Below are 25932 nucleotides of genomic sequence, written 5' to 3' on the forward strand. Positions count from 1 at the left end.
GCAAATAGGGCGAATTGAATAGAGCCTCTGGCACGCTGACGCGGACGCGGCTATATAGACAAAACTCATACAAGCAGGGGTAAAAAAGTTTTTAAAAACTTTACTACTAATATCCAATTTTTTGGATAATTAAACTACATAATCCTATTCTGTTTTTAAAATTTAACATGAAAGATAGCGCATCTGACCCAACGGCTGACATCGCTAGAGAGTACCTGGAACGGGAAAACAAGGAAAAACAGGTACTAGCTTTACTCCTGGAGAAGTTTTTAGGAAAAAAAGATCAGATTCTCGTGCAAAAAACCGAGATGGGTGGTACTGAGGCTTATGTTAGCTCTGTTACATTGGAATGGTTTGCAGGTCGGGTTCACTTCGCCTCTGGCTTACCTCTGTTTCAAAAAAAGTATAATTCTGAGACTGATAATGTCGAAATTGACTCAGATACTATTGATGAAATTCAGCAGCGCCCCCTTGATTGGTCACGTCAAGCACCGCTAGTCCAGTATTTAGCGGCTCGACAAAATCACAAGTTTCCGCCAGTGCTAGTAGTAATTAATCAACCGTGGGTGGATAATTCCAAAGCTGCTGAGTGGGATAGTGAAAGACGCGCCACCAAGTCTACCACCGATTTCATCCCCCTAGATAAAGACGCTAAAGTAGGTCTGCTAAATATTTCTGAGGATGATGTAACTATTTATGCACTAGATGGTCAACACCGATTAATGGGTGTACAGGGGTTGATGGAGTTAATTAAAACTCGTAAACTCCAGCGCTATAAAAAAGATAAAGGTGCTGATGACAGTTTTATTACAGTCAATGATTTGATAGAAAAGTATCAAGTAGACCTTGCTTACTTGCAAAATTTACCCAAAGAAAAAATTGGTATTGAGTTCATCTGTGCGGTAGCGACGGGGGAAACTCGCACCCAGGCGAGGCGGAGGGTGAGGTCGATTTTTGTTCATGTTAACCTGATGGCTGCACCCTTGACTAAAGGGCAACTAACACAGTTGAATGAAGATGATGGTTTTGCGATCGTTGCTAGAAAAATTGCAGTTACACATCCACTATTAGAACAACGACAAGATCGCAATCCTCGTGTTAATTGGAATAGTGCAACAGTAGCCTCCAATTCTACAGTTTTGACCACTTTGCAAGCTCTACAAGATATGTCTGAGCGATATTTGGCTCAAAAGTTCCCTCACTGGAAACCCTTGGAGAAAGGTCTAATTCCCATGCGTCCAGAGGATGAAGAACTTGAGCAGGGAATTGAGGAATTTAGAAAGCTATTTGATTCTTTAGCTAGTCTTTCTAGTTATAAGATTTTAGAACATGAGGATACACCAGCTTTGCGGCGCTTCAGCTTTGAAAAAGATGGCGGTGAAGGAAATATGCTTTTCCGTCCAGTTGCTCAAGTTGCATTAGCGCAAGCTTTGGGAATTTTGGTATTTAAAAAAGGTTTTTCCCTGTCAGATATTTTTAAGAAACTGCGGAAGTTTGACCAGCAAGGTGGTTTTAGTGGTATGGAATATCCCCAATCTCTTTGGTATGGGATTTTGTATGACCCAAATAAAAAGCGAGTGCAGGTTGCTGGACGAGATTTGGCCGCGAAGTTATTGGTTTACATTCTGGGTGGAATTCAGGAACAGATGGAACGTGCTGAACTTCGTAAGGCTTTAGCAGATGCTAGGACTGTGGAAGATAAAACTATAGGTTTTGATGGTAAGTTTGTTGAACCGAAAGCGGTAGGACTTCCACCTATCCTGTAATTATGCTTGAAATATATTTTGGCGATGCCATTGTAGCGCTTCCAGTTCTGGAAAGTGTTGCTCTGTATTTGGTAGAAGTATTGTTTCACCATCAAAATCTCTCATAGGTTTAGCATAGGGAGATGCTTCTTCCAAATCATTGCTAACTATAATTTTGTATTGCTCATCTACAGCAAACCAACCCCTATCAAATGCCCAATGATGATTTTTACAAAGAGCTATTCCATTATGAATTCTACTGTCATAGAATTGTGAAAATGGCTTGATATGTGCGCCATCAACGATGTTTTGAGTTACAGATTTAGTTACTTTCAGTCCACAAAAAGCGCACTTGTAATCATAAATATTTACAATGGCTTTCCTAAAAAAAGCATTTCTGATTACTGCTTTTCTTAATATCCATCTAGGATTAGGATCTAAATTCTTATAATCAATAGTTTTGTCTATTTCTAAGGGTACATCTTCAAAACTTTGGTTAATGTTTAAAAAACCTTCTATCGTATTACCTTCAGATGGCAGCCAAGCTGAAACAAGTGCATCAATTAATATTTGCCTAGAAATTTCATCTTGAATGAAATTAAATAGTTCATCATCCAAATGTGCATAGTCAACATCTTCCTTGAGTTTGGGAATTGTTTGCGGGCGACCACCACCATATCTAGAACTATACTGAAGATGCCAAAATTTCCCCTGATCATTTTTTAGATGAAAAAAAGGAAGGGCAAAATCACTTCCCTTAAAAATACTAGAAGCAAGTACTTCCCAATACTTATTGAAGGTATCAATCAATTCATCTGATATGGTGATACGATTATCTATTATTAAATTTTGTGTAATTAGGTCAATTATAGATAAAAGTAATATGGGTTTATTAAGAGCATCACCCTTTTTCTGAGTTTTATATACCTTAATATTAGAAAAACATTCACAATAATAAACTAAACTACGCTGATTTGCTGGCTGTTGTGCTTCACTCATTATGATGATTTATGAAAGAAATTTGCTTAAATCAAAATCCTCCTCTTGGGGGTTATCTTGAAACCTTTCAGAACTGAGAATCAATAAAATCCTTTCAGAATAATCTACTGCGCCCCGGATTTCTGATTGTAAGATTTCAAGTCCACCATTCGCATATTCTTCAAAAATATAATTACGTTTTTCGTTATTGTTTCCTTCTTCAAGAGATAAAACTTTTATATCTTGAGTTTCAGCAATTGCTATTAAATTTATTACCGTATTATATCCCCTGACTATAAACTGTTCTTGGGGTATTGGCGATGGTTCCCTTTTAGAAATCTCTCCCAAAGCCACCCGCCTTTTATGCTTTGCACCCAAAGCTGCTGCAAACACAATCACATCAGCAAAGGTTTGAAAAGGGCCTGTTCCACCATCTGAAGATGTTAAATCTTTCACCAACTCAGCCTTATCTTTAGCAACCCTGATTCTGCCAGTTTCAGCCATTGTTTTAATATATACTGTGTTGCTATTTTAACCGAAAGCTAAAAGCGATGCCTACGGCTGGCTACACATACGTACATTTTACTACATTATTTTATACTAGTATGTGGGCGATCGCTAAACAAACAAATTATCGACTAACATAGTCCATCCTGGCACTGCCGGTTCAGCTTCAGCTACCTCACCACGGCGATAAACTTGGGGTTCTTCAGGATTACTAGCACGATATACTCTAATAACTTCCTCTTTAAGTACATCTACATCCCAAACTACCAACGTACCAGCCGCAAAATAATCACGGCGTTTACTAGCCATATCTTTCTCAGCCTTATCGCCGTAATCATTTTCGCTTCTTACCTCAGCAGCAAATATAGGCGCACCATTGAGGAATCGCCCACCAGGTTTGCCAGTGTAAAATGCAGCATCAGGACTTAAAGAACGACGATTAGGAAAATTGACAATAAAACCGACATTATCAGGCAAAGCATAACCACTTTTTGTCAATCGTTCATAATCACGTAAATTAGCATAAATTTCACCACCTGCACGTCCTGGTAAAAATCCAGTTGGAGACATCAGCACCAATTTTCCATTGACAATCTCTGCTTTACAATTGTCAGGTAAGTGGTACAAATCTTCAATAGTTACTTCAATTTTAATACTCATATCTTCTCTTTGCGCCTCTGCGCCTCTGCGTGAATAATTACCCATCCCGTTCAACTGCGATAATTTCCGTATATTCAAACTCATTCGGACTTTGCTTCACCAAAGGATATTTTTCTCCACCCAACTCAATATAATCTTGTTCGCAATCAGGCTTGGATGAATAATATGTAAGCACATATTCTCTCCCAATTCTGTTTGTCATTTCTGTTTCCACTTCACCCCGCCACTGAGTCTTAGTAACTAAAACTATCAACTGATTCGCTAATTGGGGAATTGTCTTCGCAATGTGTCGCCGTGAATTCTCATCCAAACTACCGAAGGGTGAATCCATCACAATTGGGAAAGTACTACTATCAGGAATCATCATCATTTTCCGCTTCTCACTCCATTCGCGCACTTTGTCAATGATGCTGGCGATAAAGGATAAACTGAGAATCTGATTTTCACCAGTGGATGCTGCAACTGGTGCTTCTATCCCTGTGGTATTTTCTACTAATGTAAGTTCATATTTTTCACTAATTTTAGGAATGTATGGAGTTACAGAAATCTCCATAAATATCTCTTGTACTCGCTTTTCTAGTTGCAGGCGAAATTGTTGTTCTTGACGATTTCTAACTTCCGTTAACCGTTCAATTGCATCTTGAGTGGCGTTAATTCGTCGCTGTGCTAGAGTTTGCTTGTCTTCATTCAGCTTTTGCTTGGCGATTTGTTTATTTAAACCTTCAATCTCAGTTGTGAATTGAGCAATTTGCTGCTGATTTGCACCCTGTTCTCGATTCAATTCATCAATTTTACTTTCAATTTCATCTAAGCGTTTTTGCAAACTGCTAATTTCTTCATTAGCATCTTTTCGCAACCGTTCTTGAATATTGTCTAAATCGCCTTCAATTTGAGATATACTTTGCCTTAACTGATTAATTCTGGCTTGTTCTCTATCAACCTCTTCCCAAAAACCTATTGCTTGCTTATCAATTTCATCTACTTGTGCTATCATCCGAATTGCAGTTTCTTCTACCACCGAGGAACCAGCTTTATTTAACCAAGTACTCACATGAGTATGAGAATGATTACCCGCGTGTAATTCTGCACCACAAATACAGCGCTGAGAATTGAGTAAATCATTGACAAATTCCCGCGAAATTCCTGATGTTAACTCGCCGCGCTGCTTCAAATCATTGATAATTCCTCGAAACTGGGATGTAGTTTCTGACAGTAAAACTGTATAACCCCGTGCGGAAATAACTTTTTTTAGCGCTTCCTTGGTTTTTTTATATTCTTCTTGATTCGCAACTTTCTGCGATTCTAAATCCTGCCATCTTTCTTGCAATTCCTTAGCAGCACTCAATTCTCGCAAGCGGTTACTTGTCTCTTTTTTAAAAGTTTGTTGATATTCTAACTCTTCTTTAATTTCTGTTTGCCGTTTGGTAATGCGTTCACGTTCGCGTTCTAACTTTTCTTGCTGTCGTAATAGTTGTTTAGTTTCAGAATCACCAATAGCTTTTAAATCATTTTCTAGAGCTTTTTTAGCATCTCCCAAATGTCTGATAGAACGGTTGATTACTTCCACACCCAAGAAAATTTTTGTAGCTTCAGCAATTTCAGCTTTTTTATCAGAACGAACTATTTCTTCAATTCGTTCGCCGTCAAAGAAAAAATATTGATGTAAAGTAGCGGGTAAAATTTGATTAATTATATCGTCTGGTTGCTGAGTTGGTATATTCCATTTACCATCATCCGCACCAACCCACATGGTTAATTGAGTTTTACCAGCGTCAAAATCACTTTCGTTTTTATAACCCCGACAGACGCGTTTAACTCGATAGCGTTTACCTTCATGTTCCCAGCCAATCTCTACCCAACATTCTACAGCTTGACCTTTTTGAGTTTCTGCGATCGCACGCTTATTCACCAACTGCTCTATCGATGCAAATGCTGCACTAAATTTTTCATATAATACCCAAGTAAAGGCATTTAGTAAACTGGTTTTTCCAGAGCCATTATTACCATGAATAATTGTCGTGTTCTGAGCATCTCCCCCAGCCAGAATCATCTCTGGTGTCGTACCATAAAAGGAGCGAAAATTGCATAGCTTGATTGAAGTCAGCTTCATCGCACCTCCTCCTTAATAATGTCCAAAATATTATCATTTATATGGCTATTAATCTTTTTATCTAGTCTGCCTTTTTCCAGCTTCCATACCCGCTCAATAATTTGCCGTACTTCCGGCGGTGCGCTGGTAATTGGCTCCTGAACATCATCGATATTTGCCTCTTGTGACATATCGGATTTTGAAATAGACTTTTTCTATATTTTAACTTTCTCTAGTGCTGTATTTATCTCCGTAAAGCCACTCTTAGCGTTATCTTTAATTTTGAAAAAATAGTTTTTGCAAATTTATAATTTTTTTTGAAAAAACACTTTATTATTTAATCGTTCTCTGTTATTATTGATATTAATAATCTAGATAATAATGGGATGTAAGCATCTTTAAAATTTTTACTTACATCCCATTATTATCAAACTCATAATTTTATTATTTCATATTTAATGCTTCTTTTTTCAAAAGTATAAAAATTTTACAAAAGAATACAACTATATATAGCAGTCCTAAATCATTTGTAAAAATTAGATATTTCTTTCTTCCCTTTGCGCCCTTAGCGTACTTTGCGGTTCGTTTTCAAATTTTATATTTTTCACGAATCAAATAGGACTGCTATAGTTCATCATCAAATATCTAATAAACCATATCGTTTTTGTAAATCCAGTAACTTCATTCTTGCAACACCTGCGTTATCAGCCAAATCAGCAAACTCCACAAAGCGCCGTAATTCCTTTTTCAACAGATTCCGCTCAACTTCTATAGTTTCTCTATCTAAATCTGGTGGTAAAACAATCATGTCAAATATTGTCGCGCGTTCCTTAGCCGGATGAGGACGTAAAACTCGCCCCCGTCGCTGAATGAATTGGCGAGGATTACCAGAACTTGATAAAATCACCGCAGTTTGAATTGCTGGAATATCCACACCTTCATCTAAACAACGAATTGCGACTAAACCTTGCAACTCTCCACTTTCAAATTGATGGCGCAATATTTCTCTTTCTTGCAAAGTTGTTTGGGCTGTATAGGTGCTTACCTTGTAGCCTAAATCCACGCCCAAAATTTTAGCAACAGCTTTAAGTTGGCGTAGGGATGAACGTTGTCCCGCATCTTGGGAACCATCACTGCAATAAAAAAGTGTGTGAGTAGTTTCGCGGCGAGTTGCCATTAAATCCCGCAAAGCATTTAATTTATTTTCCGCCGCCCCAATTAACCTTGCTCTTTGCATCAACAACGGCTTTAAATCTTCATTGTCTTCAAAGCTTCCTGCGTCGCCATTTTCTCGATCGCGATAAAGTAGCGATCGCCCAATTCTTTTAGTTAACTTTAAATAGGCAATACTTTCGGCTTCAGTTAACTCTACCAACACCGGATAATACAGATAATGTACCAAAGCACCCTGAGCGATTGCATCCCTCAAAGTAAACTCTGGTTGGAGAACTGGGCCAAAATAATCAAATAAAGATTGCGTACCAAAATCATCAAAATACCTCTCCGGTGTGGCAGATAAAGCCAGTCTCAACCCAACACTGCGCGGTAAACTTTCCTCTAACTTGGGTGCGCCTAAATTATGCGCCTCATCCCCGATAATTAAAGTTTTGGCAGGAAAATATTTGAGTTGAGACTGAAACCCATCGCCAATTAAAGTGGAGTTCGTAGTAATCACCGTGACAAACCGTTGAGAACCAGAACGCAGATTATAAATTTCGGTGGAAAGTTGACTTTGCCAAGTGCGTAAATTCTCAAAAGCTAAAATGGGTTGCAAATTGAATTTTTCACATTCTCGCGCCCATTGGGTGACGAGATGGCGATAGGGACACACCACCACCAGAACTTGTAAATTAATCTGCTGATATAATTCACAAACGATCGCTAATGCGGTAATGGTTTTACCACTACCAGTAGCCATTTTTAGCGTCCCTCTGCCATTGTTGGTAAACCAGCTAGCGATCGCTTGGCGCTGATATTGCCGCAATTGCAGAGACGGAGGCATTCTTGGGCATCCTGGTAATGGTTGCGTGTAATAACTGCCCAAAATTTCCCTTGCAATTGGTAATTTCAAGCGGAAAGTGGGCAATTGCTGCACTGAATTTTTCGTCAGGTACATATATTAAGCACAAAGATGGTAACGAACCCTAATTAATGGGCATTGGGCATTGGGCATTGGGCATTGGTTATCCCCCATGTCTTCCTATTCCCTACTCCCTACTCCCCATTACTCAGTTGTAACCGCGCCAAACACCAATGAGTGAACCTTGCACCTGTACTTGCATAGCACTGACTTCAATGGGATTGTACTTAGGATTTGCTGGTTTAAGGGTGACGCGATCGCCTTGGCGATAAAAACGTTTTAATGTTGTACCAAATCCATCTACTCTGGCGGCGACGATAGTACCATTTTTTAAATGATTTGGTTCTGCTACTGGACGCAAAAATACCACATCGCCATCAGTAATTAAATCTTCAATCATGCTATCGCCAGCTACCCGCAAAGCGTAAGTTTGGGGAGGTAAATCGAAATTAGAAAAGTCTAAATGATCTACAGCATCAGTAAACGGTTCTATTAAACCACCAGCAGCGATCGTGCCCAAAATTGGCACACCTTGCTTCACAGGACGCAAAATCCGAATCGTTCGCGCTTGTCCTTCAGTCCATTCTATATATCCTTTAGTCCGTAAATGTTCTAAGCGACTTTGAATTGGTGCTGGTGACTTCAAATTCATCGCTTGCATCATCTGCCGAATCGAAGGCGAATGCTGGTGCGTTCTGATGTATTCTGCCAACCATTCGTAAAGTTCTTGTTGAGCTTCTGTTAGACGTTCCATAAAAAAGCGGGAAGTAATTATAAATGTCTCTAGAACATTAGTACTACAAAAAACTCCCCATAAGCAATAGAAAAATAAAAATATAAAAGGCAAAAGTAAGATTATTCTTTTTTCTTTTACCATTTTATTTTGGATTTTTTACCAACAAGTAGTCAGGAGCCAATCGCATACTCGCTATTTTGACTCCTAACTCCTAACTCCTAACTCTTTTCATTCCGCCCCTAAAAGACTTGCAAGCAAAGCTTTTTGGGCGTGCAAGCGATTTTCAGCCTGTTCCCAAACTCGTGATTGGGAACCTTCAATAACTTCTTCGGTAATTTCTTCACCGCGATGGGCTGGTAAGCAGTGTAAAACAATTGCCTCTGGTTCAGCAAGGCTCAATAGCTGCTCGGAAATTTGGTAAGGCTGGAAAATCGGCATTCGGTTATCGGCTTCTGCCTCTTGTCCCATACTTGCCCAAACATCAGTATAAAGTACAGCAGATCCCTTAGCGGCTAATTCTGGATCGTGAGTTAAAAGGACTTCAGTTTTGCTATTAGCGATCGCTCTTGCTTGTTCTACAATCCTAGAATCTGGCTCATATCCAGTAGGAGTAGCAATTCTGACATTCATCCCCACTAAAGCACAGCCCAACATCAGCGAATTAGCCACATTATTCCCATCACCCACGTAGGTTAAAGTTAACCCAGCAAGAGTGCCAAAGCTTTCTTGAATCGTCAATAAATCCGCTAATACCTGACAGGGATGTTCTGCATCAGTCAGCGCATTAATCACTGGAATCTTGGCATATTCAGCAAAAGTTTCCAAATCTTGCTGGGCAAATGTGCGAATTGCCAAAATATCCAAATATCGATCTAACACCCGCGCCGTATCCTGCAAGGGTTCCCCGCGACTAACTTGAGTGACATTGGGGTTGAGATCGATTACCTGTCCACCTAATTGATACATCGCCACGGTAAAACTTACCCGTGTGCGAGTTGAAGCTTTGGAGAACAACAACCCCAAAACTTTATTACTCTGCAACCTCAGCTGTTGTGATTTAAGTTGAGTTGCCAATTCTAGAAGTTCTTGAAGTTCCATTGGACTAATGTCCACCAGACTTAATAAATCTCGTCCGAGCAGTGCTGCCATGCTTATGATCTGTAAAAAATAATTATATATTTCTGTTCCTTTATTCAGCTGTGTAAAGAAAAAACAGTTTTGGAACTGACCAGATATTTTTGCGTCCAGTCTGAAGAAGGAGATAATTTTTTAGCAATTACAGCTAGACAAATAAATTGATTATGGTACAATTAGAAATTGTGGTTGCTAATTAGAAGTAATCGCCAAGCTTGCCAGCATAGCACAGTGGTAGTGCATCCGACTTGTAATCGGAAGGTCGCGAGTTCAAATCCCGCTGCTGGCTTTGATGACTGTACATGAAAGGGAGTAGGGAGTAGGGAGTGGGGAGTGGGGAAACTAAGAAAGCTTTTCATCGGGCGGGGTTTCAACAACCCTTGGGATACAAGGATTTTTTCTCTGACGAGACGCTGTTCGCGTTCGCGCCACTTGCACGCGTTAGCGTGTAGCGGGACGTACCCCTACGGGGATCTTGCTACGCGGTAGCGTCTCTAAGAGTTGTACGGCTTTAAACCTCAATTTCGGGGCTAATTTCTTCCCCTACTCCCTACTCCCTACTCTCTACTCCCGCCCCGAATGGTTTGTAAAAATTCCCTTAATACAGGTGTGATATTTTCTTGCCGCCACACTATAGCCGTTTCTACTAATGGTGTTTTCTCCTCCAGAGTGCGATAAACTACGCCAGCCCTCTGAAGATTTTGCAATGAAGACGGCGCGATCGCAATTCCCATTCCCCCTGATACCAATCCGATAATCGTCTGCATCTGAATCGCTTCTTGAGTCACTTTTGGGCTGAAATTTCCTTGCTGGCAAAGGCTTACGATTTGGTCGTAAAGTCCGGGGCCCAAATGGCGAGGGAACATGATAAAGTTTTCGTTTACTAGCGATCGCACTGAAATCTTTTCTTGTTCAGCTAAAGGATGAGTTTCTAACATAGCCACAATTAGAGCATCCTGCTGAATGCACTCTTGATTGAGTGTGTTGTCTTCTAAAGGTGGATGGGCAAAACCTACATGAATGCGGCTATCCTGTAGCGCTTGTTCCTGCTGAGTTGTGGTTAATTCTTGCAATACCAACTCTACTTCTGGAAACTGTTCTCGAAACCGCCGCAAAATTATTGGAAGCAAATCATAAGTTACCAAACTGGTAAACCCGATTCGTAGTAGTCCCTTTTCACCTCTTCCTATTTTTTGGGTTAGCTCAATTGCTTTTTCCAGTTGAGCCAAAAGTTGATAAGCCTCTTGCAAAAAAACTTGTCCAGCTTCCGTTAACTGCACCTGTCGCTTGGTTTTGCGCTGAAACAGTTCTACCCCCAACTGCGCCTCTAGTTGCTGAATTTGCTGGCTTAAAGGTGGTTGAGCAATATGCAGTCGCTCGGCGGCTCTACTAAAGTGCAGTTCTTCAGCGACAGCAATAAAGTAGCGCAGGTGTCGCAATTCCATTTTTTTTGATACTTTATAAGTTTCAATTCTCTATAAATATATATTGGACATCTCAAAAATACCTACATATCATACTTATACAGATATCGTAGGGAGTCAAAGCGATGCCGGAAAAGTATACTCCAGGCTATTCGAGCAATGCGACGAAATTTATGGCAAATCGAAGCGTAGATACTCATGCGGCGTTTTTTACGCCTTATTTACGTCCAGGGATGAAATTGCTAGATTGTGGTTGTGGCCCTGGTGCGATCGCTTTAGGTTTAGCAGGAGTTATTGCCCCTGGTACGCTTACGGGTATCGATCGCGAAGCTTCTCAAATCCGCATCGCTGCTGAAAGTGCTTTCAAGCAAGGTGTCAGTAATACTAATTTTCTGGAGGGAAATATATATGCTTTACCCTTTCCAGATAACTCATTTGACGCAATCTTTTCTCATGCGCTGTTTGAGCATCTTCAAGAACCTGTGCAGGCGTTGCGCGAACTATGGCGAGTTTTGAAACCGGGGGGAATTGTTGGGCTTCGTAGTCCTGACTGGGGCGGGTTTTTGATTGCACCGTCTACACCAGAACTGGAAAAAGCATTTTCTTATTACAAGTGGCTCCAGCAGCAGAATTCTGGTAATCCTAACGTGGGTAGAGAGTTACGCGCTCTGCTGCGCCAAAGTAGGTTTACTAATATCAAAGCTTCGGCTTCTTATCAATGTTATGAGCCACTGAGTGAAGCTACAGAATATTTGGCGCTACTAATTGAGGCTTCTGCCAAGGAAGATCGAGCTGTAGAGAAAGGTTGGACTGATGAGATATCGCTTACAGCAATGAGTAATGGTTTGCGGGAATGGAGTCAGCACCCAGATGGATTTTTTGCCCAAGCTTGGTGTGAAGTTGTGGGACAAAAGGGTTAGAAGTGAAACGCAGAGGGGCGCAAAGTTGAACGCAAAGTAGCGCAGAGGTTTTAGAGAATTTGTGACAAAAATTTGCGTGTTCTTTCTTCTTTGGGGTTGTTGAAAAATGCGTCAGGGGTGGCTGACTCGACGAGGGAACCGCTATCCATGAGAATAACCCGGTCGGCGACTTCACGGGCGAATCCAACTTCGTGGGTGACGACTACCATTGTCATTCCATCACGGGCTAGACCTCGCATTACATCCAAAACTTCTCGTACCATTTCTGGATCTAAGGCTGAGGTGGGTTCGTCAAATAGCATAATTTTGGGTTGCATAGCTAAAGCACGTGCGATCGCAACTCGTTGCTGTTGTCCACCAGACAACTGTCCTGGATATTTTTGCGCCTGTTCTAAAATTCCTACTCTTTCTAGTAGTTGCATTGCCAATTCTTCGGCCTTTGCCTTTGGCGATCGCCGTACCCAAATTGGCGCTAAAGAGATATTTTGCAGTACTGTCAGATGAGGAAATAAATTAAATTGCTGAAATACCATTCCCACCTCTTTTCGAATGGTTTCAATATTTCGCAAGTCATGACTGAGAGTAATCCCATCAATTTCAATTCTTCCCTGTTGGTATTCTTCTAAAGCATTAAATGTGCGGATAAAGGTAGATTTACCGGAACCAGATGGCCCCATCAGCACTACGACTTCTCCACGATTGACTGTCAAGCTGACACCCTGAAGAGCATGGAATTTTCCATACCACTTGTGAACATCTTCCGCAATAATTATTGACGCTTGTTTTGTTGTCACAGATTTGCACCTCCGAATTTTTTAGTAAATTAGCGATGTCTCGCTACAATCTTATGAAATGAATATCAAATAATTGCTAATTTTAGATAGTAATAATAATTTGTTGTCATACTGAACCCTAATTAATAATAACTCTAATTAATCAGATTTTACAGTGCGATCGCCTATCTAAAATTTTGCTGGTGAAGAATATCACCACATGACAAAACTACTCATAAATATTTTTTTGCTACAAGTACTATGAAGATATATTATGAGTTCAAATAAGTTTTTTATAGCCCATAGATGCGCCGAGATTCAATTTTCTACAAACTCTTTCAACAATCCCCAAGCTTATTATTTGAATTGTTGACAAATCCTCCAGCTAATGCTGATAATTATCGCTTTGATTCCGTAGCTGTCAAGGAACCCAAATTTGAAATTGATGGTGTGTTTCTTCCACCTGATAGTGCTGATTGCGGGGTTGTATATTTCAGCGAAGTTCAATTTCAAAAGGATGAAATGCTCTACGAGAGGCTATTTGCCGAGTCGTTATTGTATTTCTATCGCAACCGCATGAGATACAGTGATTGGCAAGCGGTAGTAATCTACCCATCCCGCAGTATCGAGCAAAGTAATAGTTATCCCTACCGCGCATTCCTTAATAGCGAACAATTGTATCGCGTTTACTTGGACGAGTTAGGAGATATTCGCGAATTACCTTTGGGTTTAGCACTCATGGTACTGACTACGATAGAAGAAAATGCAGCACCAGCAGAAGCTAGGTATTTGCTAACTAGAACATATCAAGAAGTGCCCCAAGTATCAAGTCGCGCCATAATAGAATTGATAACGACCATAATGGTGTACAAATTTGAACAATTAAGCCGAGCCGAGGTGGAAATCATGTTAGGGATAACTTTACAGCAAACGCGAGTTTATCGAGAAATTAAAGAAGAAGGACGACAGGAAGGAGAACAGGAAGCAACTGTTAAATTGATTTTTCGACAGTTAACTAAGCGTCTTGGGCAAGAACTGTCTGAAGAAATGCAAGCAACGATTTCTCATTTACCCTTAACAGTACTTGAGAATCTAAGTATTGCTCTGTTGGATTTTAGCAGCTTGGCGGATTTACAAGCTTGGTTAGATGCACAATAAATTACACAACTGAGCAAACAAGGCAAAATTTAAAGATTAAAAGGAGTCAGAATACTAGAACCATTCTAAATTCTGGCTCTTATTTTTTCTGGGATAATTTATTTTTTAAAATCTTTGAACTACTGACTTAACTGTTTTTCTAATCGCCGAGAAGCTAACGACATTGAATAACAAAATACCCAATAAATAAATCCAATAAACAGATAAACTTCTGCATAGCGGCCGAGAAACTGTGGTTGTGCCAATATTGAACGGGCAATACCTGTAAGTTCCACCAATCCCACTAAAGATAAGAGTGAAGTGTCTTTAAATAAGCCAATAAATTGACCAACGATCGCAGGTATAACACTACGTAATGCTTGAGGTAGGACAATTAATATCACTACCAAAGGTGTATTTAAACCTAGTGCTTTCGCAGCTTCAATTTGCCCACGAGGAATTGATTGGAGTCCACCACGCACGTTTTCTGCCATATATGCGGCACTAAATAGTACTAGTCCAGCAATTGCTCTTAATACCCGATCTAAACGCACATCTGCTGATAAAAATAAGGGAAGCATTACCTGAGCTAAGAACAAAATTCCAATCAGTGGTACTCCCCTAATAATTTCAATATACAGGATAGAAAACCAACGGACTACAGGCAAATTGCTTGTGCGCCCTAAAGCGAGTAAAACCCCAATGGGAAAGGAAAGTACAATACTCACTGCTGCCATTAGTAGGGTAAGTAGTAAACCGTTCCACAAATTTGTAGGTACACGCTGCAATCCAAACCCACCACCAATTAGCCATAAAATTATCGGGAAAGACAATAACCATAATAGGGAAAGCCAAGGACTTAATATCTTAGTAAACTTTCCTCCAACCCAAAAACCTGCAAATACTAAAACTGCAATTAACAATAACCAAAGGCGGGATGTAAAATCCAGTGGTAAAACAACTAACAAAATGCTAATGATGAAAGTAAACAAAGCAATTCCACGCTTTGTTAACTGTTGTTTACTAAAAAATACACCGCCAGTTATAGCGCCTAAAGTCGAGGCGATCGCTAGCACAATCCAAGTTCGCCAATATAGCGTTTGTGGAAATCTGCCAACTAAAAATAAACGTAAATTAACCTGAATTATCGCCCATTGTGCTTGAGTAGTTGCCCAAGTTAGAATTCCTCGCACTACCCAAAACAGAAACACTAAACAGAGAACAGTTAACAAGCTGTTGTACCAAGTACTGAACAGGTTTTTACGCAACCACAACAATTTTAGATTTTGGATTTTGGATTTTGGATTACTTGTCATCTTAATTATTTATTCTCCCTCCATAGCTCTGCTAGACCAATTAAAAAAAAGATTGCGACAGATTAAAAGCAAAAAGCAATTACCACTAAATTTTTCTCTACGAGACGCTACGCTAACAAAATCTAAAATCTAAAATCTAAAATTGTATTATCTCTCTTTAATTTGCACGCTGCGATTAAATAAATTCATCACTACAGAGATAGTCAAACTCAGGGTGAGATAGGTGAGCATAATCAGTAATATCACTTCTACGGCTTTCCCTGTTTGGTTAAAAGTGGTGGAGGCGACAAAATAAATATCGGGGTAGCCGATCGCGATCGCTAAACTGGTATTTTTGGTCAAATTAAGATATTGACTCGTTAACGGTGGAATGATTACCCGCAAAGCTTGGGGAAAAATTACCAACCGCATTACTAACCCTGGTTTTAATCCTAGCGATCGCGCTGCTTCCCATTGTCCCTTCGGTACTGATTGAATCCCACCTCGCACAATTTCCGCAATAAACGCACCTGTGTAGAAAGTTAATCCCAACAGCAAAGTCGAAAACTCTGGTGATAGGGTAAACCAAGGAAGTTGTAAGCCATTTTGACTAATACCAATAAAACCCCAAAGAGATATCTTATTTTCTGTTTTGGGAAAACTGAGAAACACAGCAAAGTACCAAAACAGCAATTGCAGCAGTAAAGGCGTATTGCGGAAAACCTCTACATAAACCATCGTGATATTCCGCACCAGCCAGTTGTCAGAAAGTCTGGCAATCCCAGCACTTACCCCGACAATGGTTGTGAGAAAAATCCCTGCGATCGCCACCCGCAAGGAGTTAATTAACCCCACCCACAAAGCACGACTGTAGGTGTCAGTAGGTTTGTAGCTAATCAGCGTCTCGCCAATATCAAAAGATGCTTGTTGCTTAAGAAAATCAAATCCAAACGGAATACCCAATTGCCGCAAATTGCGCTTAAGATTACTCCACAGTATTACTACTACAACTACTGCTAAAAATACAGCAACTAATTGCAAAGTAATCCTCCAAAAACGGACATCACGCCATATAGACGGTTTTAAATTAGTCATTAGTCATTAGTCATTAGTCATTTATTATTTCTCCCCCTGCCTCCCCTGCCTCCCCTGCCTCCCCTGCTCCCTGCTCCCTGCCCCCTGCCTCCCCTGCCCCCTGCCCTTCTACCGGAACGGCGGAGAATAAAGCAGTCCGCCTTTGTTCCAGAGTTGATTTTGACCACGAGCTAGATTCAGTTTTGTCTTGGGGCCGAGGTTGCGATCGTAAATTTCGGCGTAGTTACCAACGTGCTTAATTATTCTGGCTGCGAAGTCGTTAGTTAAGCCGAGTCCTTCGCCAAGGTTGCCTTCGGTTCCTAAAAAGCGCTTAATATCTGGATCGGTACTAGTAGCGAACTGACCTATATTCTGGGAAGTAATGCCCAATTCTTCGGCTTTTATTAGAGAATAAACCACCCACTTAACAGCATCACTCCACTTAGCATCCCCTTTGGCAACTGCTGGTGCAAGGGGTTCTGAAGAGATCACTTCATTGAGAATCACGTTATCTTCTGGTTTGGGTAAAATTGTACCCCGCGAAACTAATGCTGAACGATCAGCTGTAATCCCGTCGCAACGACCTTCGGTATAAGTAGCAAAGGTAACGTTAACGTCTTCAAAGACAACGGGTTTGTAAGTGATGCCCCTTTTCCGCATTTGGTCTGCTAAGTTCTGTTCGGTAGTAGTTCCAGTTTGAACGCAGATGGCTTTATTCTTGAGGTCTGCCAGGGACTTAATGTTACTACTTTTGCGAACCATGATGGCTTGTCCGTCGTAAAAGACCACAGGTGCAAATTCTAGACCTACTGTGGTTGCGCGACTAAGTGTCCAGGTAGTATTGCGGCTGAGAATGTCTACTTCGCCAGTTTGCAAAGCTGTAAACCGCTCTTTGGAATTGAGATTGCGAAATTCTACTGCATCTGGCTTATCAAACAAAGCTGCGGCGATCGCTCGACAAACATCTACATCGATGCCACTGTATTTACCATCGGTTCCCACAAAGCTAAACCCTGGCACTTCACCACTGACACCGCAAGTTAACTGACCACGGCTTTTAATGTTATTCCAGCGATTTTGATTTACTGGTGCAGCTGGAGTACTGCCTGGAGTGCCAGGTGTACTTGCTGTTTGTCCTGAATCTCCATCACAAGCCGCGATCGCAAAAACTAAAGGTGCGATCGCAAAAACTAAAGCTGATTTACGCATGAACTTCATAAATTACTAGATCGAAGAATTGTATTGCTCACTACAATCATTTCGTGAAAACAATTTGTTGCTTGTAATATAAAACTGTACCAGCCTATGTGCTATGTTTATTCACTTTTAAAAGCGGCAATTAAAGTTTTTACTTATATATTCAAAAGCCTCAAATGCTATGGGTAAATTATGTCAACTTGGCTTCAGCTTTCCAGTTTGATTAAAAATCATGTCATCATACTCGATCTAACAATACACTCATTAAACCTAGAAGAGAATATTAAAACTTAAGTGAGTTAGTGCTATATCCTTCACTGGCTAAGATTTGAAAAATAGTGATTATCGCTTCTTTAAGAATGAGCAAAATTCCTTCAAAAAATATCATTCACAGCGCCGAACGATCATCTATTTTTCTTATCTTTGCAATGCCCAACACTCAGGGATTGGGGACTAGGGACTAGTGACTGGGATATTTTTGCTAATGCCCAATCCCCAGTACCCAATCCCCTTGCACACTTCTAGGCAATCAGAAGTATCCACACCAACCCAAACAACTACCCCTAGCAGGTTAAACTAGGTCTGGTAACAACTGCTCCACGTTCCTTATGAGGCTTTTATGGGAGCTAACCTCGAACAGATTGCCAACTATTTAGACAACCTTGGTTGGGACTACCGTTTTGATGATGAAGAAGACCGAATTATAACAGGTGTGGAGGCTGATAACCTAGAAGATTTCCTAATAGTTGTCCAGTTGGATGAAGAGGGAAAATTTTTTCGGGTATTTGCCCCTCAAGTTCTGGCAGGAATCCAAGACCATCCTCACAAGGGAGTTATCCTACAGACGATGCTTGCCATTTCTTGGGAAACCAAAATGTTGCAATGGGAATATGACCCATCTGATGGCGAAATCCGTGCCATTATTGAGTTTCCTCTAGAAGACTCGATTCTCACAGAAAAGCAATTTCATCGTTGTCTGAGTGGGTTAATTCAGATTGTGGATGGCATAGCGATACCTCGCCTGAAAGAAGTGATGGCAACAGGTCTTGATCCGGGGAATATAGAACTTGGGGAAAGACTGTTACTCAGTATCCAAGAAGAAGCCCCAGGATTGTTAGATTTACTAGAAAAAGCAATGGAAGCGCGAAAAAAGCGAGGAAGTTTTCCTAGTGAGTGAGACGGATCATCACTTAAATAGCTATACTCCAAAGTGATACCCTCACTATATACATGAAATTTTCTGGGGCTGGATATTATGACATCCTACGCAACCTCCTCTGCCAAAGCGGAAATGAGTGAACTACGGCGGTTGAAAGGCTTATTACCGCCAGAATTGCAAAGCTGGGTTACGGTTGAAGGCACAACTGAAGTCAATCCACCCCTGGTTCGCTGCGAAGAAATTGGTAAAGACCAGGTAGAAATTCAAATTGACTTGGTGAAATGGGATGCCCTCGCAATGGATCAGCGTAATCTGCTGTTCTGGCATGAAGTTGCTCGCGTTCAAAATGACACAATTCCCAAAGATGGTTGGGAAATGGCAGCACTAGCCATCGGTTTAGGTGGTGCTGTAGGCGAATTGTGGGTACAAGATGGATTGCTGCTGGTGTTAGCTTTGTCGCTTTGTGGTGTGTCAGGCTGGCGACTGTACCAAAAGAATAATGGGGAAAAACAACTAAGAGAATTGCTCAATGCTGATGAGAAAGCGATCGCATTGGCAACTCGTTTTGGTTATAGCCTCCCCAATGCCTACAAGAGTCTTGGTAGCGCCTTAAAAACCCTGATTGACAATACTCCTAGTAAGCGCCAACGGTCAAGATACGAAGCAAGACTCTCTGCCCTCAAACGCAGTGCTAATAAGGCAAAAGCTAAATCTAAAACTCCAGATGAGGACTCACTGTAAAAACAAATCAACCTGAGTTCGATGAACCTCTTCCCTACCTGTTAAAATCTATCCCTCTCCGATTCGGAGAGGGACGGTTTTACGCAGTAAAAGCAGGGAGAGGTCTTTTGATTGAGCTAATTAGATTGCCTGTAACAGCCTCACCAAATCTTACTTTTTTCTTGACTACATCTTTATCAAAATCAAATTTTACAACTGGTTCAGCATTTTATGCGTCTGGGGGATCACACGCACATGCTTGATAAACCCCTTCATCAAAGCTTGCCAGGTCAAAACTTGATCGCTGGAAGGCGCTAGTACAGGGATTGAGGAAAATTGTTCTGACACTGCCAAAGGCGTAACAGGTTGTAAAAATACTGAGATATCTGGACTAACCTCTGCCACCAACGAAGCTGAACGTTCCAACTCGGCGGGATCTGTGTTTTGAGACACAATTATCTTGACAAAAACATTTAAATATGAGTCATAACATAACTGGAGAGATTTACTATGTTCTTGCCAATGACTTTCGCCGCTAACACTGGGCAATTTGAAATCCATCCCTACGGAGTCTAAGTAGGGGAGAATCATTGCTAGTTGTTCTGGGCGATGTCCGCCAGTTTCCAAGTATATAGGTAAGCCAGTTATGGCTCGCACTTGGGGTAGAAACTGCGTTAAAAACGGGGCATGAAGAAGTGGTTCGCCTCCAGTTAAGCTAATGCTATCGTGTAGACAAGGTAGATTTTGCTGTTCCACCCATTCGAGTAATATGGGTAATGGGACAGGGTTAGAGTGGATTTCAAAGTCGCGCAATCCAGGCGATCGCTCTATCCGACAAGTATCAGGTGCATTCCAAGTGTGGGCGCTATCACAAAACTGACAACGCAAATCACACAAAGCAAAACGAATAAATATTTGACGTGTCCCTACATTCAGTCCTTCCCCTTGAATGGCAGAAAAGACCTCAATCAGGCGTGCGGTAGGTGTAACCGTATTTTTAGCAATCATAAAATGAGAGCAACGCGATCGCGCTGCGTCGGCACAACAGCAAGGATATTTTTTGGCTTCTTGTTCTATTGTGAATCGTCGCTAGCGATCTCCAATCTCAGCCCCGGTAAATAGCAATTAGTCCTGATTACTACTGATTCCGATATTTAGGTTAGGTAATTTTGTAGGACAAAATAATGTTTGGCAGATTACATTATACTTGACACTCCCTGCTCTAAAGAGACAGAGATTCTTAAGAGATTTTCACCCTTAACGGCGCTGCCAAAGCGCTCCTACCCAGTCCGAACCGAAGTTCATCCAGGCTACTTTTAAGATGCTTGACCAGAATATTGCTAGCCCCATTGCAATCAGCGTTGACCAACCATCCATGAGCGGTACGGTACAAGCCGCGCTTGATACGTTTGCCGCTAAACGTATATTTGGCTGGGTTGTCAGCGTTCCAGACAGGCACAGTGTCACCATCCAGAAACGAGGCAATGCTTGTGTAAGATTCCTCCTGTTGCGCCACTGCAATCCCGTAACGCTCACAGAGGCTTTGCAGCTTGCGATTCAGCGTGTATATCGGGATTTGGGTAAAGTTTTGATTGTTGCGTTTGCCCAAATTGACCCTTTGCTTGAGGTCAGGGTTGTAACCCACAACAATTTTGCTAATGCGGTTGTCTCGGCACCAATTGACAATGTACCGAGCCGCTTTATTCAGGTAGTCGTTAACCCTGTGGTTACGGTTATCAAGGAGCGCAGCTTGGCGATGTGTCAAAGATTTGATGTAATGCCTGTCCTTTTCAGACTGCAAACGAGCATTCTCCTTGTTGTACCACTGGTTGAGCGACTTCAACCTTCTGCCGTCGATGATGAACGACTTGTCCGTGCTGCTGACACAGGTAGCCAGGTTCTCCAAACCAAAGTCAATGCCAAGCATAGCTCCAGTCTGTTCAACCTGCGGTTCTGGCGCGGCCTCATAGACATAAGACACATCAAAGAATCGCGCACCCAGTTTGGGCAGGATGCGAATCTCTTTAATCGTTCTGCCTCTAAGCATCTCTGGAATCTCAAAGCTCACCTCGCCATGCTCACGTCGAAAGGCGCGAGAGGAAGGCACGGTAAACAGCCAGTTTTTCTTGGGCAGTCGCGTTGTCAAATCACGCTCTCTGACTGGAATAACCAGCAGGAAATGCCCGTCTTTGGGCAAGTAATGCGGCATGCTGACCTGAGCGGTGTATTCTCCCCGTTGTTTCATCTGAAGCAACTTGAAGAACGAACCGAACGAACGGTCAACAATTTTCAGGGTTTGCTGGGCAATATCAGTTGCAAGCATTCCATAGTTTTCATTACCCTTGGCATGGTGGTAATTGCCCTCATAGCGCAGATAGCGACGCTCTTGAAAGAAGTACTGACGCACGTTATACAGCCCCACATTGAACATATTTTTGTTCAAATGGCAAAGCTGTTTCAGGATGTCAGACTCTGCTGGACTCAAATCGAGCCGATTGGTTTGAGTCAAAAGCATAATGGCTGCCGCTACATAGCAACCATTATAGCGGCAAGGCGGTTTTAACCGCTTGTTCGTTTTTCCGCTCCGCTCTAAACAGACGGAGTTCCCAAACGTATCAGTTATTTCTTATGGCAACGAAAGTGCAGAGCTTCATGACTAGCCAACCGACAGAGGTCGATTTTCCAGTTAATTCCCTAAACGACACCGCTATAGTGCAGGTGCCGACGCGGTTAAGCGTACTGGAGGCTTTAGGCTTTAAGCAAACCTGCCAAGGCTTAATCCAGACCAATTCACATCCCAAGCACATCATCATTGACTTTCACCAAACTACTTTTATGGATAGTAGTGGTTTAGGTGCCCTGGTCAGTAATTTTAAATCCGCTCAGGCAAAAGAGATTACATTAACACTGCGGAATGTAACACCTCAGGTAATGGCAGTCCTAAAACTCACGGGATTGGATCAAGTTTTTCCCCTTGAATCTGTGGCTGATGGGTCGCTAAGAGAACCAGAAGACTTAGTACATAATCGGAAGACAACTCCCCGAAAAGTAGAGCCGTTACCTGCTACTCACCCTTCTGTGGCATCTTGGATGAAACGGTTCTTAGATATTATCGGGTCAATAGTCGGTTTATTAATTACAGGAGTTTTGTTTATTCCCATTGCGATCGCTATTCAAATTAACGATCCTGGTCCCATTTTCTTTAGTCAAACCCGTTGTGGCTGGATGGGAAAGCGGTTTGAGATTTGGAAATTCCGCTCTATGTGTGTGGATGCAGAAGCGAAGAAATCCCAAGTTAAAAACCAAGTGCAAGGTGCTTTTTTCAAGAATGCGAATGACCCCAGAATTACCAAGGTAGGGCGCTTTTTACGGCGTACTAGTCTTGATGAACTACCGCAATTTTGGAACGTCTTCAAAGGAGAAATGAGTTTAGTAGGCACTCGACCACCGACACCCGATGAAGTGGAACGTTATGAAGTACCGGAGTGGCAACGTTTAGATGTGAAACCCGGTATGACTGGCGAATGGCAAGTCAATGGACGGTCTACAGTCCGTAGTTTTGAAGATGTAATTCGTCTGGATTTACAGTATCAAAAGAATTGGAGTTTGGTGTACGATTTAAAGCTAATTCTCAAAACTATAGCTATTCTATTTAATAGAAACAGTGGTGCTGTTTAGCTAATTACCCTTATTCACAATTTTTTGGTAATTTCCAATTCTCACAATATTCTTAAATACACCCAAGTCTAAAATAGTCTTAGGTAAACTTTAGGTTCATTTACGGCACTACCCAAGTGTCAGCCAATTTTGGATTTTAGATTTTAGATTTTAGATTGCAATACGGTTAAGTTAAGCATTTCTTTCTTTGTGTTCTTCTCTAACGAAACGCTGCGCGTAGCTTGCTTCTCCGTAGGAGTATGCGGTAGCCTGCAGCAAGCCTCTCCGCGTCTACGTTCAAAAAATTGACTTTGACAACAAGTTAAAATTTTGGATTTTGAATCATTCAATCCAAAATCCAAAATCTAAAATCTAAAATTTGCTAATCCTCTGTATGAGATTATCCCATTGCCTTCTGAACACCAACTACTTCAACTTGTTGCACTTCTGGCAACAAACGCTTCACGCCTTGCTTAACAAATCCCTGCAAAAAACCAATCTGCTGATTTTGCTGAAACACCTTTTGCAAAGTTTGCCGCAAATTCTCCAAATTCAAACCAGTCCCAGAATCGATCGCTATTTCCTGCTGTTGGAAATATTCAACTAAACTTAACCCTGCGACTCTAGTCAGATAAGCTGCACTGACTCCCTGAACTACGCCACCAGCAACAAAGGTAACGGCATTACTTTTCAGAACAGTACTAATCGCCTTTGTCGAAAGTTCAACTAAACCCAATTTCAGCATCAAACTTCCCATTGTTCCAGCTACAGTTTGTGCTTGTTCTAGGGAAAACTTCTGCTGATAGATGTTACCCAAATCCATTACCATTTGAGCATTAATTGCCGCAGTCGCCAAAATATCAAGGGCTGGGACTGGGTTAGCAAAGGCAGCCGCCGCAGCTATCCATTGATATTGTTCAATAACTGGGGTGGCGCGATCGCGTCTGGTTCCATTCAGCCAGTTTTTCGCCTCAGCTTTCAACAACCCGCCTTTCCTCATGGTAGTTAGCCAAACTAGGCGTTGTCTTTGCTGTACCAAGACTTCATCCAACTGCTGAGTTAACCGCTGGATATCTGCTGCTGGTTGTTCCATCCACTCTTGCACAGCACCATCAGCCTCATGCTTTCGGACTTTGATAGCAATAGGAGAGGCCGCAGTTGCAACTACATTCCCCTGCATTCGCTGTTTTAATGACAGCAAGATGCTGGCGCTTTCATCGGCTAAATACTGGTCTTGTTTGTTGAAAACCAGGATTGTGGGCTGATTTGCTGCTTTTAGCTGCTGTAAGGTTTGAAATTCTGAGTCTGTCAAATCACCGGTTGTCAGGAACAGAACAAAATCTGATTTTGCTACTTCTGTCAAAATAGCTGCATCTGAATTTTCACCCACTTCTCTAAATAAAGGTGCTGTCTCTTGTAAAGACACGAAATTTCGTGTCTCGACATTTTGCTTTAGCACTTGAATTAAAGTGCTTTTACCCACTGACTTACCGCCAGTCACAGCAACTTTAATTTCTTGTCTGTCTAATTCCAACAATAGTTGGTTAACTTGTTCTCGCAGTGTTTGTAACGCCGGATGGTTTTCTGATTCTTGTGCCAGTTGGTTAATTACAGTTTCAGTTTTAGCGATCGCACTTTCCACAGTCGCCCGATCCACAACCATACCATTTAGCGGCTCCAAACTGTCTTTCGAGCGATTTTGCTGGAATAACCACAAACCACCGCCTACAGCTAAAGCACTCAACAAACCAAACTCACCCACCTGCACTATCGAATCGTGCCAACTGTCCAACATCCACAAAGAAAAGGACAGTCCCAATCCTCCCACTAAAATTGGTCGCTGCAACTTCACAACCATGATTCTCCGCGCCTTTTAGATGGCTATTTCTTCCAGAATAGATTAAAAACCTGCTTCTGGGAATTTAACAGGCGATCGAACACAACTTTCTTTACCTACAGATGCTTGTAAAATTAACTCCCAAGCCTCACTATGATCAGTAGTCCAAGCTAATTCAACATAAAATGCTACAACTCTACGCAAATCTTTACTAAGCTAACATTGAGTTATCCTAAGAGTCTAAGATTTACAGGATAAATAAATATGAATACAAAACTAGTTGAATGTATAGCGCAGATTATTTTATCCTTATCTGAAGAAGAACGCGAACTTTTAGAAACAAAAATTACTGCCGCAGCGCCATCTTTAAAAGTTCCTCAGTCAATTCAGAAAGATATATTAGACTTAGAGAATCGCTTAAAAATATTTGAAGCACAATATGATATGTCATCAAGCAGTTTTTACCAGCAATTTAAAGCTGGTAAATTAGGAGATGCAATGGACTTTTTTGAGTGGAGTGTATTCTATGAAATATGGGATAATACACAAAAACAATTAGCATCCACTCAGAGTTAATTTTCTGATGGAACTCCAGGATTATATTAGCAAGGTGAAAACAAAACTGAATGAAAGTTCAGTAGTTTATGCAGCTGTAATTGTTGATGAAAGAACTTTACTTAATCGGGGTTACTTTCGTGCCAGCTTGGGCTACTGTGATTATTTCTGTCATAGCTATAATTACTACACGCGTGTAGACTAATTCTAATTTTAAGACTAAGTAGCTGACAATTGGCATAAAACAAAACCCTG

The 25932-nt window shown here is 41.3% G+C and carries 25 protein-coding genes and 1 tRNA gene; 9 read left to right on the forward strand and 17 right to left on the reverse strand.

Translation table 11 applies throughout. The features are described 5' to 3' along the window. The first annotated feature begins 167 nt into the window (after positions 1-167). Positions 168-1766 (forward strand): DGQHR domain-containing protein, encoded by a 1599-nt coding sequence (locus V7K76_RS07530; protein ID WP_334778434.1) that lies wholly within the window; start codon positions 168-170, stop codon positions 1764-1766. Here the strand turns inward: V7K76_RS07530 and V7K76_RS07535 are convergent, their stop codons facing one another. The 8 genes from V7K76_RS07535 to argF form a co-directional block, all read right to left on the reverse strand. Next, entirely contained in the window at positions 1767-2744 is a 978-nt protein-coding gene (locus V7K76_RS07535; protein ID WP_334778435.1) for an HNH endonuclease, read from the reverse strand. Between the two features lie 9 nt (positions 2745-2753). After that, positions 2754-3227 (reverse strand): DNA phosphorothioation-associated protein 4, encoded by a 474-nt coding sequence (locus tag V7K76_RS07540; protein WP_334778436.1) that lies wholly within the window; start codon positions 3225-3227, stop codon positions 2754-2756. A gap of 114 nt (positions 3228-3341) precedes the next feature. Continuing rightward, on the reverse strand, positions 3342-3890 hold the full coding sequence (locus V7K76_RS07545) for a Uma2 family endonuclease (RefSeq protein ID WP_334778437.1): 549 nt from the start codon (positions 3888-3890) through the stop codon (positions 3342-3344). A gap of 37 nt (positions 3891-3927) precedes the next feature. Next, complete coding sequence (locus V7K76_RS07550; protein WP_334778438.1) at positions 3928-6000, reverse strand: AAA family ATPase; 2073 nt, start codon at positions 5998-6000, stop codon at positions 3928-3930. Next, entirely contained in the window at positions 5997-6170 is a 174-nt protein-coding gene (locus V7K76_RS07555) for a hypothetical protein (RefSeq protein WP_180277607.1), read from the reverse strand. The genes V7K76_RS07550 and V7K76_RS07555 overlap by 4 nt, the downstream gene beginning before the upstream one ends. A gap of 446 nt (positions 6171-6616) precedes the next feature. Next, entirely contained in the window at positions 6617-8095 is a 1479-nt protein-coding gene (locus V7K76_RS07560) for a DNA phosphorothioation system restriction enzyme (protein ID WP_334778439.1), read from the reverse strand. A gap of 112 nt (positions 8096-8207) precedes the next feature. Further along, entirely contained in the window at positions 8208-8813 is a 606-nt protein-coding gene (lexA, locus tag V7K76_RS07565) for a transcriptional repressor LexA (RefSeq protein ID WP_012410809.1), read from the reverse strand. 210 nt (positions 8814-9023) lie between these two features. Next, on the reverse strand, positions 9024-9944 hold the full coding sequence (gene argF / locus V7K76_RS07570) for an ornithine carbamoyltransferase (RefSeq protein WP_334778440.1): 921 nt from the start codon (positions 9942-9944) through the stop codon (positions 9024-9026). A 202-nt stretch (positions 9945-10146) separates the two neighbouring features. Between argF and V7K76_RS07575 the strand changes: the two genes are divergently transcribed. Then, a tRNA-Thr gene (locus V7K76_RS07575) sits at positions 10147-10218 on the forward strand. Between the two features lie 268 nt (positions 10219-10486). Here V7K76_RS07575 and V7K76_RS07580 read toward each other — a convergent pair. Continuing rightward, the gene (locus V7K76_RS07580; RefSeq protein WP_334778441.1) at positions 10487-11374 is read right to left on the reverse strand and encodes a LysR family transcriptional regulator; all 888 of its coding nucleotides are present in this window, start codon (positions 11372-11374) and stop codon (positions 10487-10489) included. Positions 11375-11526: 152 nt separating this feature from the next. On the opposite strand from V7K76_RS07580, the gene V7K76_RS07585 reads away from it, so the two are divergent. Then, a complete protein-coding gene (locus V7K76_RS07585; RefSeq protein WP_334778442.1) occupies positions 11527-12273 on the forward strand; it encodes a methyltransferase domain-containing protein in 747 nt (248 codons plus the stop codon). A 50-nt stretch (positions 12274-12323) separates the two neighbouring features. Here V7K76_RS07585 and V7K76_RS07590 read toward each other — a convergent pair whose 3' ends face one another. Beyond that, a complete protein-coding gene (locus V7K76_RS07590; protein WP_334778443.1) occupies positions 12324-13067 on the reverse strand; it encodes an amino acid ABC transporter ATP-binding protein in 744 nt (247 codons plus the stop codon). A 285-nt stretch (positions 13068-13352) separates the two neighbouring features. Between V7K76_RS07590 and V7K76_RS07595 the strand changes: the two genes are divergently transcribed. Next, entirely contained in the window at positions 13353-14204 is an 852-nt protein-coding gene (locus V7K76_RS07595) for an Rpn family recombination-promoting nuclease/putative transposase (protein ID WP_334778444.1), read from the forward strand. Between the two features lie 119 nt (positions 14205-14323). On the opposite strand, the gene V7K76_RS07600 is transcribed toward V7K76_RS07595, so the two are convergent. From V7K76_RS07600 to V7K76_RS07610, 3 genes are all read right to left on the reverse strand, one after another. After that, positions 14324-15499, reverse strand: a complete 1176-nt coding sequence (locus V7K76_RS07600; protein WP_335029739.1) for an amino acid ABC transporter permease — start codon at positions 15497-15499, stop codon at positions 14324-14326. Positions 15500-15646: 147 nt separating this feature from the next. After that, entirely contained in the window at positions 15647-16573 is a 927-nt protein-coding gene (locus V7K76_RS07605; protein WP_335029740.1) for an amino acid ABC transporter permease, read from the reverse strand. Positions 16574-16681: 108 nt separating this feature from the next. Next, the gene (locus V7K76_RS07610) at positions 16682-17761 is read right to left on the reverse strand and encodes an amino acid ABC transporter substrate-binding protein (protein WP_334778498.1); all 1080 of its coding nucleotides are present in this window, start codon (positions 17759-17761) and stop codon (positions 16682-16684) included. 607 nt (positions 17762-18368) lie between these two features. On the opposite strand from V7K76_RS07610, the gene V7K76_RS07615 reads away from it, so the two are divergent. Together V7K76_RS07615 and V7K76_RS07620 are read left to right on the forward strand one after the other, a co-directional pair. Next, entirely contained in the window at positions 18369-18926 is a 558-nt protein-coding gene (locus V7K76_RS07615) for a hypothetical protein (protein ID WP_334778447.1), read from the forward strand. 78 nt (positions 18927-19004) lie between these two features. Further along, complete coding sequence (locus V7K76_RS07620; protein WP_179066624.1) at positions 19005-19649, forward strand: DUF3318 domain-containing protein; 645 nt, start codon at positions 19005-19007, stop codon at positions 19647-19649. A 189-nt stretch (positions 19650-19838) separates the two neighbouring features. On the opposite strand, the gene V7K76_RS07625 is transcribed toward V7K76_RS07620, so the two are convergent. Both V7K76_RS07625 and V7K76_RS07630 read right to left on the reverse strand, forming a co-directional pair. Continuing rightward, positions 19839-20636 carry a 7-carboxy-7-deazaguanine synthase QueE gene (locus V7K76_RS07625; RefSeq protein WP_334778448.1) on the reverse strand — a complete coding sequence of 266 codons (798 nt, stop codon included), beginning with the start codon at positions 20634-20636 and terminating at the stop codon, positions 19839-19841. A 232-nt stretch (positions 20637-20868) separates the two neighbouring features. Next, positions 20869-22143: an RNA-guided endonuclease InsQ/TnpB family protein gene (locus V7K76_RS07630; protein ID WP_334778449.1), complete on the reverse strand. Its 1275-nt coding sequence runs from the start codon at positions 22141-22143 to the stop codon at positions 20869-20871. 113 nt (positions 22144-22256) lie between these two features. On the opposite strand from V7K76_RS07630, the gene V7K76_RS07635 reads away from it, so the two are divergent. Next, complete coding sequence (locus V7K76_RS07635) at positions 22257-23306, forward strand: anti-sigma factor antagonist (RefSeq protein ID WP_334778450.1); 1050 nt, start codon at positions 22257-22259, stop codon at positions 23304-23306. A 379-nt stretch (positions 23307-23685) separates the two neighbouring features. Here V7K76_RS07635 and V7K76_RS07640 read toward each other — a convergent pair whose 3' ends face one another. Together V7K76_RS07640 and V7K76_RS07645 are read right to left on the reverse strand one after the other, a co-directional pair. Then, a complete protein-coding gene (locus tag V7K76_RS07640) occupies positions 23686-25143 on the reverse strand; it encodes a YcjF family protein (protein ID WP_334778451.1) in 1458 nt (485 codons plus the stop codon). Positions 25144-25185: 42 nt separating this feature from the next. After that, positions 25186-25326 carry a hypothetical protein gene (locus V7K76_RS07645; protein WP_334778452.1) on the reverse strand — a complete coding sequence of 47 codons (141 nt, stop codon included), beginning with the start codon at positions 25324-25326 and terminating at the stop codon, positions 25186-25188. Between the two features lie 60 nt (positions 25327-25386). Here V7K76_RS07645 and V7K76_RS07650 point away from each other — a divergent pair, with 60 nt between their 5' ends. Both V7K76_RS07650 and V7K76_RS07655 read left to right on the forward strand, forming a co-directional pair. Further along, complete coding sequence (locus V7K76_RS07650) at positions 25387-25698, forward strand: hypothetical protein (protein ID WP_334778453.1); 312 nt, start codon at positions 25387-25389, stop codon at positions 25696-25698. Positions 25699-25705: 7 nt separating this feature from the next. After that, positions 25706-25882 carry a hypothetical protein gene (locus V7K76_RS07655; RefSeq protein WP_334778454.1) on the forward strand — a complete coding sequence of 59 codons (177 nt, stop codon included), beginning with the start codon at positions 25706-25708 and terminating at the stop codon, positions 25880-25882. The last annotated feature ends 50 nt before the right edge of the window (positions 25883-25932 follow it).

It is taken from the genome of Nostoc sp., from assembly GCF_036917975.1.
In the GTDB taxonomy this organism is placed as follows: domain Bacteria; phylum Cyanobacteriota; class Cyanobacteriia; order Cyanobacteriales; family Nostocaceae; genus Nostoc.